The 6,481-nt window shown below is 61.7% G+C and carries 6 protein-coding genes and 3 pseudogenes; 7 read left to right on the top strand and 2 right to left on the bottom strand.

Going from position 1 to position 6,481, the window contains the following annotated elements:
• Positions 1-79: 79 nt before the first annotated feature.
• Positions 80-603, bottom strand: a pseudogene (locus G0Q01_RS27405) (hypothetical protein); the annotation flags it as partial.
• 86 nt (positions 604-689) lie between these two features.
• Between G0Q01_RS27405 and G0Q01_RS20845 the strand changes: the two are divergent.
• Complete coding sequence (locus G0Q01_RS20845) at positions 690-2,048, top strand: IS5 family transposase (RefSeq protein WP_235940303.1); 1,359 nt, start codon at positions 690-692, stop codon at positions 2,046-2,048.
• Here G0Q01_RS20845 and G0Q01_RS20840 read toward each other — a convergent pair.
• On the bottom strand, positions 2,021-2,221 hold the full coding sequence (locus tag G0Q01_RS20840; protein WP_164213832.1) for a hypothetical protein: 201 nt from the start codon (positions 2,219-2,221) through the stop codon (positions 2,021-2,023). The genes G0Q01_RS20845 and G0Q01_RS20840 overlap by 28 nt on opposite strands.
• A 58-nt stretch (positions 2,222-2,279) precedes the next feature.
• Here G0Q01_RS20840 and G0Q01_RS20835 point away from each other — a divergent pair, with 58 nt between their 5' ends.
• The 6 genes and pseudogenes from G0Q01_RS20835 to G0Q01_RS20815 all read left to right on the top strand — a co-directional run bounded on the left by G0Q01_RS20835 (position 2,280) and on the right by G0Q01_RS20815 (position 6,045).
• Positions 2,280-3,476 carry an IS256 family transposase gene (locus G0Q01_RS20835; RefSeq protein WP_164213836.1) on the top strand — a complete coding sequence of 399 codons (1,197 nt, stop codon included), beginning with the start codon at positions 2,280-2,282 and terminating at the stop codon, positions 3,474-3,476.
• Between the two features lie 40 nt (positions 3,477-3,516).
• A pseudogene (locus G0Q01_RS27400) lies at positions 3,517-3,627 on the top strand (IS110 family transposase); the annotation flags it as partial.
• A 230-nt stretch (positions 3,628-3,857) separates the two neighbouring features.
• A complete protein-coding gene (locus G0Q01_RS20830) occupies positions 3,858-4,514 on the top strand; it encodes a transposase (RefSeq protein WP_164213835.1) in 657 nt (218 codons plus the stop codon).
• A 337-nt stretch (positions 4,515-4,851) separates the two neighbouring features.
• Positions 4,852-5,325, top strand: a pseudogene (locus G0Q01_RS20825) (IS30 family transposase); the annotation flags it as partial.
• A gap of 16 nt (positions 5,326-5,341) precedes the next feature.
• Entirely contained in the window at positions 5,342-5,527 is a 186-nt protein-coding gene (locus tag G0Q01_RS20820) for a hypothetical protein (protein WP_164213834.1), read from the top strand.
• A gap of 323 nt (positions 5,528-5,850) precedes the next feature.
• Complete coding sequence (locus G0Q01_RS20815; RefSeq protein WP_164213833.1) at positions 5,851-6,045, top strand: MHC class I heavy chain; 195 nt, start codon at positions 5,851-5,853, stop codon at positions 6,043-6,045.
• The last annotated feature ends 436 nt before the right edge of the window (positions 6,046-6,481 follow it).

The following is a 6,481-nucleotide window of genomic DNA, read 5'->3' as shown; positions in this document are numbered from 1 at the left end:
GGGGAGGGTCACATGGGTCAAATCTCAATGGAAATTACGCGCTCTCCCGGGTCAGTTCTGGGTGGAAATCAACAAGCGACACGCCTCCGAAGAAAGCGAAAGCGTGGACATGGCCATCCATCCGGGCCTCCGCCGTCGCTCCGGGGTAGGTCCGCGCGAAGCATGCGTCGCTCTGCGGCGTCGCCATCGTCGCTCGGACCGATGGCGCACGATGACGACCATGATGAAGAAGTGCGCCTTCTGTTCGACGGCGAGCCATTGTGCGCCATTGGTTCAAGCGCAATGGCGAGCGATGACAACGACCGCCTCGCCGAAATCCGCCTGCGCATGCCGCGGAGGATGCGCCAGCGGCACGAACATCTCCTGTCCGCGCCGCTGGTGCTCCCGGACGTAGTCCTTGATGATCGTATAGTCGCAGACGAGCCCATGCTCATCACGAAGCCGGTCGAAGATGCGCTTGGCGGTGTACCGCTGCTTGCGATGCACCGTCTTGTCGCCATAGCGCCACGCGTCGATGATCTCGGGACATCCGTCCAGCCTTGGCCGCTTGATCGGTGCTGTTCGCCGATAGTTCGATCTGAACAACCGGCATCCCGCTGACAATGTGAGATAAAAGTTAGGTTTTACTGGCTTCGAACTGCAGGCTTTCATAGGATCCAATTGAAAAGGCTGCAGTTTGGAATTCCGCCATGAAGCACCGTTCGCCCCCTGAAGAGCAAGATGATCTCCTCCGGCCCAGGTTGGTCGACATGATCGATATGCGCCACGAACTGGTGAAGTTGGCCGAGCTGATCGATTGGGAGTTCTTCGAGCGGGAGTGGGCCGGGTTCTTTCCCTCGGCAACCGGGCGCCCGGCGACGCCTCCTCGGTTGGTGGCCGGGCTCATGTATCTCCAACATACCTTCCGACTCTCCGACGAGGCGGTGATCGCGCGATGGGTCGAGAACCCGTACTTCCAGCACTTCACGGGCGAAACCTTCTTCCAGCACCAGCCGCCGATCCATCCGTCGTCGCTCAGTCGATGGCGGGACCGGATCGGCGAGGAAGGCGCGGAATGGTTGCTCACCAAGACGATCAAGGCCGGGCACGCCGGCGGCGTCATCGATGACAGCAGCCTGTCCCGCGTGTCGGTCGATACCACCGTGATGGAAAAGAACATTGCCCACCCAACTGACGGGCGCCTCTACGAGACAGCGCGGCGCAAGCTGGTCGCGCTGGCCAGGGATATCGGCCTCTCCCTGCGGCAGACCTATGCACGCAAGGCGCCTCAGTTGGCGTTGCAGGTTGGGCGCTACGCACATGCACGCCAGTTCAAGCGCATGCGCAAGGCCTTGAGAACGCTGCGCGGTTACGCCGGGCGCATCATGCGTGACATTCGCCGCCAACTTGATGCCGTCCCCGTAGGAGCCGTCCGCGACACCGTGCTCGAGATGTTGGCGCGCGTGTCGAAGCTGCTGCACCAGGCGCCAAAGAGCCGCGGCAAGATCTACGCGCTGCATGAGCCCGATGTCGACTGCATCTCGAAGGGGAAGGCTCGCGTGCGCTACGAGTTCGGCTGCAAGGTCAGCATCGCAACGACGATAGATGAGGGCTTTGTCGTCGGCATGCCGGCCATGCCCGGAAATCCATACGACGGCCATACCCTGGCCGAGGCGCTGGAGCAGGTCGAGACGCTCACCGATTGCTGCCCCGAGCTCGCGGTTGTCGATCGCGGATACCGCGGCCACGGCGTAACCAGAACGCGTGTCCTGATCTCCGGAATGCGCCGAGGGATGACCGAGCCGCTGAAGGCCCAGCTCCGGAGGCGCAGCGCAATCGAACCGGAAATCGGCCACATGAAGATGGATGGTCGCCTCGCACGCTGCCCGCTCAAGGGCGCTGCCGGCGATGCCATGTTCGCCGTCCTGTGTGGCTGCGGGCACAATATCCGCAAGCTCCTGGCTTACCTGAGAACTCTCTTGCTCCTTTGCCTCGCGTGGCTGGAGCGCCCGATTGAGGGATGCACAGCGCGGAACACGCGTCAGGGGGCGTTCATCGCCGGCGCATAGCCTTGTTCAAGGTCGACCCGATAGCCAGGCGGCACCGAGAAGGTCAACGCCTTCTCCGCGGTATCACGAGAGATATTGAAATGGGCTGCTGCCGCACGCTTTCTCATGCGATAGTGCCCCGCGGCGTGGTGTAGGAAGCCGCGAGCGTCGCTGATCGCGAGGCTGGCGGTCATCGTCGATCTTCGGAGTAGGTTTGGGTTGCGACACCTGAAACCTGAGACGGAGATGACGATGACCGACGACAGAATGGCTCTGATGGAGCTGGTTGAGAAGCAGGCTGATGGCGATCTCGTGCGCGAGATGCTGGCCTTTGCAGCCGAGCGCATCATGGAGGCCGAGATCGAAGCGCGGACCGGCGCGGCCAAGGGCACGCGCTCGCCAATGCGAGAGGCCCAGCGGAATGGATACCGGGAGCGGGATTGGGATACGCGTGCCGGCCGAATCGCGCTAGAGATCCCGAAGCTGCGCAAGGGCAGCTATTTTCCCAGCTTCCTTGAACCGCGGCGGACGGCCGAGAAGGCATTGGTGGCGGTGATCCAGGAGGCTTACGTTCACGGCATCTCCACGCGGTCCGTGGATGACCTGGTGAAGGCCATGGGAGCTGGCGGCATGTCTAAGAGCCAAGTCAGCCGGTTGTGCATGGAAATCGACGAGCGGGTCGACGCCTTCCTGTCGCGGCCGCTTGAAGGCACGTGGCCCTACCTGTGGTTGGACGCCACATACCTGAAGGTCAGGGAGGGCGGGCGCATCATCAGCAAGGCGGTGATACTCGCGGTGGCGGTCAACGAGGACGGCAAGCGCGAGGTTCTGGGTGTCGCAACCGGTCCATCCGAGGCGGAGGTGTTCTGGACTGATTTCCTGCGCAGCCTCGCCGACCGGGGCCTGCGTGGCGTCAAGCTGGTCATCGCCGACGACCACAAGGGCCTGCGGGCCGCCGCACGCCGGGTCTTCAACGCCACTCATCAGCGCTGCCGCATCCACTGGATGCGCAATGCCCTGGCGCATGCCCCTGCGAAACAGCGCACGGCAGTGGCGGCGATGTTGAAGACGGTCTTCGCCCAGGAAAGCAAGGCCGACGCCGAGAACCAGTGGGCCGTCGTGGCGGACGCCCTTCGGGAGAAACAGCCCAAGCTCGGCGCCCTGATGGACAACTCCCGCGACGATGTGTTGGCCTACATGTCGTTCCCTCGAGAGCACTGGACCCAGATCGCTTCGACCAACCCGCTGGAGCGGGTGAACCGAGAGGTAAAGCGACGTGCGGATGTCATCGGGATCTTCCCGAACGACGCCGCCATCATCCGCCTCGTCGGCGCTCTGATGCTCGAAACCAACGATGAATGGGCAGTGGCGCGGCGATACATGAGCCTTGAAACCCTGGCCCGCGTCACCGACAATCCCACCGTCAGGTTGCCCGCCGTGGCATCCTGATCAGACCCGGACCTCTCCGAAGGTCGACGCTCCGACACCACGCGCGGGGGCACTATCGGTCGCCATCGCCTTGGCAAACAAAACCGCCCGCGCGATCTGGGCGATGATGACGAAACAGGAGGACTATCGAGACCCTGCCCTTGCCGCGTGACACGGTAAGGGTTGGCAGGTGTGAGACGGACATTGAACAGTAAGGACAAACGATCGACCAGATCGAGGTTGGGGAAACCAGGCATTCCCAGAGAGCTTCCAACTCGGGCGCATTGATATGGACCCAACCTTCGCATCGCCATACATGGTGTGATTGCGGCGGCCGCTCTCCGATGGCGATCGAGGTCCGGTATATTGGCCTCATGGATAGTAGCCGTGAGGAGAACGACCATGAAACTCTATGCCGGTTTGGACGTATCGCTGAAAGAGATTTCGATCTGCGTCGTGGACGGGGAAGGCAAGACCATCGCGCAGGGCAATTGCCCTGCGGACCCCGAAGGCGTCATGGGCTGGTTTCGAAATCGATCGCTGGCACCGCAGCAAATCGTGCATGAGAGCGGGATGCTGTCGATCTGGCTCCAGCGCGGGATGTCCCGACTGGGATTGCCGGCGACCTGTATTGATGCCCGCAAGGCGCACAAGAGCCTGTCGGCCCGCCTCAACAAGTCCGACGTCGGCGACGCAGAAGGGCTGGCCCAGCTCGCGCGCACCGGCTGGTTCACGCCGGTTCATATCCGCAGCGAAGGGGCGGATCGCCTGCGTGGTCTGGTGACACCAAAACGGCACCAATCCGGCGCAGTGGACTGGTCGGGCCGGCTGTCGAAATGCGGCGACGGAGTCATGCGGAGCCTGCTGTTCGAGGCCGCAACAACCCTGATCACACGAGTGCGGAAATTTTCGGCCTTGAAGAGCTGGGCTATTCGCCTTGCAGGACGACGAGGCTTCGCGAAGGCGGCCGTGGCAGCCGCACGAAAACTCGCCGTGCTCATGTTGACGATGTGGAAGAAAGAAACCGAGTTCAATTGGCAAAAGGAGGCCGTTGCCTGACCTGAATTCTCGCCTCGGTTGGCGGGGAGCGAAGTCCCGAAGGGGCGGAGGTTGGTCGATCTCGCGCGGGCCGATGGGAAGTGGAGCATTCCACAGAACCCGAGCCATACATTGAAGACGACCAGCACCGAAAACCATGATGAGGCACACACGCGTGACCTCGGAGAGAACCATGACCCTGGACGGACGGCTCGCTTTCCCGATTGACAATACCGCAATCAGAGAACCGGCCCGCGGCATTGTCAAAGCCGCACATTGAGGCCTGACACATGACCGTACCCGATCACATGTTCGACCCGTTCAAAAGAATGCTTGCACCGACCGAGGTATCCACACATGGGAATGTGACCTGGTGATGTTCCGCAAGGAGCACGGCAAGATCAACGTGACCTCCCTGGTGGAGCGTGTCAGCCGCTATACCGTCGTGCTGCGCAACGAGGACCGACGATCGAAGCCGATCATGGAGGCCCTCATTCAGGGGCTCTCGGCCCTGCCCGCCGACGCACGCCAATCCATCACCTTCGACCGCGGAACCGAGTTCTCGGCATGGCAGCGGCTCAAGGATGGGATCGGCGCGGACAGCTGGTTCTGCGACCCGCAGGCGCCCTGGCAGAAAGGCACCGTCGAGAACACCAACAACCGTCTTCGCAAGTTCCTGCCCCGCTCGACCGAGCCGATGGCCCTGACAAATCGATATTTGAGGTCGATTTGCCAGCGCCTCAACGCGACGCCCCGCAAATGCCTGGGCTACAGAACGCCTGCCGAAGTCTTCGAGGCCAAGCTCGTGGATATCCGGAACCGACTGACGTAAAATAGGAAATCAGAATTTGCGCTTCGGCGTGAGTTCACAGTGGATCCTGTCAGTGGAGAACGCCTTCGGGACGCTGACGATCTTGGACAACCCTCCATATTTTGCCGACGGGCTTGCCTGGCGGGCCTTCGAGAAGCTCCTCGATGAGCAAGGTTTCCGTACCTTCTACAGCGCAAAGGAGCGCCGCAAGCTCCGGCTCTGAACGCATGGCCGATCAGGGCTGCGATATGTGGGGTCTTCGCCCTGCCCGGCCATGCTTCTCCACCCTCGGTGAGACATTTCTGCTTTGCGCAGCCGAGGACATTTCAACTTGGTTGCAACAATAACAAATAGCGAACGAGTGACTTGCCGTGTCTGAGTTCGGGCATCTATTTACACAACAAGTCTCAGGCAGAAGCTAGCGCAATCTGCTTGAGGTTGAAATCTCCCCTTGCCGAGACCGGCGCTATCGCCGACGGTGGAAGAAAGCAGAACACTGCAACAGGCAAGACATCGAGCGACCGCATAACTGCGCTGGAGGAAGACATGTCAGCCGAATGGACCAACATTCAGATCATGGAGTGCGAGGACGCGATCGGCCGCGCCGTCACTGTGTTCAGGCAATCTGATGGAACTCAACAACGCTACGTGCTCGGCAACGGGCGCAAGGTCGAGGCGAACGCGGACGGCACCTTCGTCATCCCGGACTCCGCCACGGAATTGCGGGTCATGGGCGTCTAGCGCGGTCTGCAGCGCGGGCCTTAGGCAGGGATAGGCAGCTATCTTTTTCCGGGTTCGTGCAGCGAGGCCGTGCATGACCTTCTCGAAATCGCCCTCAGCAAAACGTGCGACCCCATTGTGGGCGGCGCAGACGGACTTCGTGCCGCGCCATCGCGCCCCAATTTCCTCGAGCCAGCGGCAGAACTTCTCTTCAGCACCGTCCTCGGCATTCAGCGCCGCCCCTAGCGTGGGATGTAGGACGAGCCGCGGCACGTATCCGCGCAGCGCCCCTGGCACAGGAAGAACATTCAGCGTGTCATCAACGTGCAGAGATCCGCTGGCCGGATGAGGCTCTGTTGCACAAATCGGCTTAAGGCCGTGGTTCCCCTTTCCCCGGACGGACTTATCCCACAGCTTCCGTGACGGGTATTCCGAGCGCGGTGTAGCCGTTCAGGAC

Origin of the sequence: Salipiger sp. PrR007, from assembly GCF_010499845.1 — a bacterium.
Taxonomy (GTDB): domain Bacteria; phylum Pseudomonadota; class Alphaproteobacteria; order Rhodobacterales; family Rhodobacteraceae; genus Salipiger; species Salipiger pacificus_A.
Note: the sequence above shows the minus strand (reverse complement) of the source record. Positions and strands in the feature narration are given on the sequence as shown.